This is a genomic window from Gordonia aichiensis (assembly GCF_039946255.1).
GTDB classification, from domain to species: domain Bacteria; phylum Actinomycetota; class Actinomycetes; order Mycobacteriales; family Mycobacteriaceae; genus Gordonia; species Gordonia aichiensis_A.
The window spans coordinates 1-1,657 of sequence record NZ_JBCDWL010000033.1; the positions used below are offsets into that span (position 1 = coordinate 1).

Below are 1,657 nucleotides of genomic sequence, written 5' to 3' on the forward strand. Positions count from 1 at the left end.
CACTCGCGGCAGCCGGGCGTAGTCCACCGACTTCTCGGCGGCTGCGAGGGCGTTGTCGGCGACCAGCGTGCCGTGGCGCGCTGCGACGTAGACGAACTCGGGGTGTCCTGTCGCATCGCCGGCTGCCCAGATCCGCGGGTTCGACGACTGCAGCTGGTCGTTGACCACGACCTCCCCAAACTCGCCGGTCTTCACCTCGACCGCCTTGAGGTTGAGTCCGTCGGTGACCGGCCGCCGGCCAAGTGCGACTAGCACCTGTTCGGCGCGGAACTCCTGCTTCCCGCCGGACACCTCGGCCACCACGACTACCTCACCAGTAGCGGCGTCGCGGGTCACCCCGACCGGTACTGCGCGGCGAACGACCCGGATGCCCTCATCGGCGAAGACCGCCTGCAGCGCCTTGGAAACCTCTGGTTCCTCCCTGGAGGCCAGGCGGGATCGCACCAGCAAGGTAACCTTCGATCCAAGGCGTGCAAACAGCTGCGACTGCTCCAGGGCGACATAGCCGCCGCCGAGTACGAGCAGCGTCTCTGGGACCTTGCTGAGCTCCATGGCCGTAGTCGAGGTCAGGTAGCCAGCCTCCTCCAGGCCCTCGATGGGTGGGACCCACGCGCGCGCGCCCGTCGCCACGAGGTACTGCGCTGCCTCGACGGTGGCCACGATGCCGTCGGGCGCCGTGACCTCCAGGAACGGGGCATCAGGGGTGCCCGCGAACGTCGCGTCACCACGGACGACGTCCCAGCCGTAGGATTCCGCGACATCGACGTACTTCTCACCGCGTAGCGACTCGACCAGATCCTGCTTGCCTCTGATGAGCGCCGGCATGTCGACAGCATTCGTAGCGGTATCGATACCGGGAAACCGCGAACCAGCGTCTGCGGCGACATGGCGGGCCCGTGCGGCCGCGATCAGAGCCTTCGACGGCACGCAGCCGGTGTTGACGCAGGTGCCGCCGAACACGCCGCGCTCGATCATCACGACCGACTTGCCCAGCATCGTCGCCCGGATCGCCGCGGCGAAGGCGCTGCCACCGGAGCCGATGATCGCGAGGTCGTACCTGGTCTGCATCCTGATTCCTCCCGTAGCGGTCAGGGAAACTCTGCTGATGCGGTCATACTGGACCTTCCACTGCAGGGGAAGGTCAAGCAAGACCTGCGACACAACCGGAGGCGAAATGCGGATCGGCGAACTTGCCAAAGCAGCCGGCACGACCACCAAGGCGCTCCGGTTCTACGAAGATCAAGGCCTCCTCAGGCCAGCTGAACGCACGCCCGCTGGCTACCGGGACTACGCACCCGACGTTGTGACGCGCATTGACTTCATCCACCGCGGACAGGCCGCAGGTCTCACGCTGGCCCAAATCGGTCAGATCCTCCAGATCCGCGACCGCGGTCAAGCGCCGTGCGACCACGTGCGCGATCTCCTCGACACCAGGCTCAGTGAGATCGATACGCAGATCGCCCAGCTTCGCATGCTGCGAGCCACAATCGTCGCTCTCCTCGATGACGCCGCACAGACAGAGCCGGAGACCTGCAGTCCGGGCCAAGTCTGCAGATACCTCTAGCCGCCCGAACCAACCAGTCGGCATTAGGGGCGCGCCCCCTTCAGCCGGTGTGGATCAAGCCGTCATTCTGGTACCCACCTAGTTGACATAGCT

General features: G+C 66.0%; 2 protein-coding genes. One reads left to right on the plus strand and one right to left on the minus strand.

Going from position 1 to position 1,657, the window contains the following annotated elements:
- The coding region (locus tag AAFO60_RS20740; protein WP_347958141.1) for an FAD-dependent oxidoreductase at window positions 1-1,068 on the minus strand (1,068 nt) is incomplete at its 3' end.
- Window positions 1,069-1,174: 106 nt separating this feature from the next.
- On the opposite strand from AAFO60_RS20740, the gene AAFO60_RS20745 reads away from it, so the two are divergent.
- Window positions 1,175-1,564, plus strand: coding sequence for a heavy metal-responsive transcriptional regulator (locus AAFO60_RS20745; RefSeq protein ID WP_347958140.1), 390 nt, complete (start codon window positions 1,175-1,177; stop codon window positions 1,562-1,564).
- The last annotated feature ends 93 nt before the right edge of the window (window positions 1,565-1,657 follow it).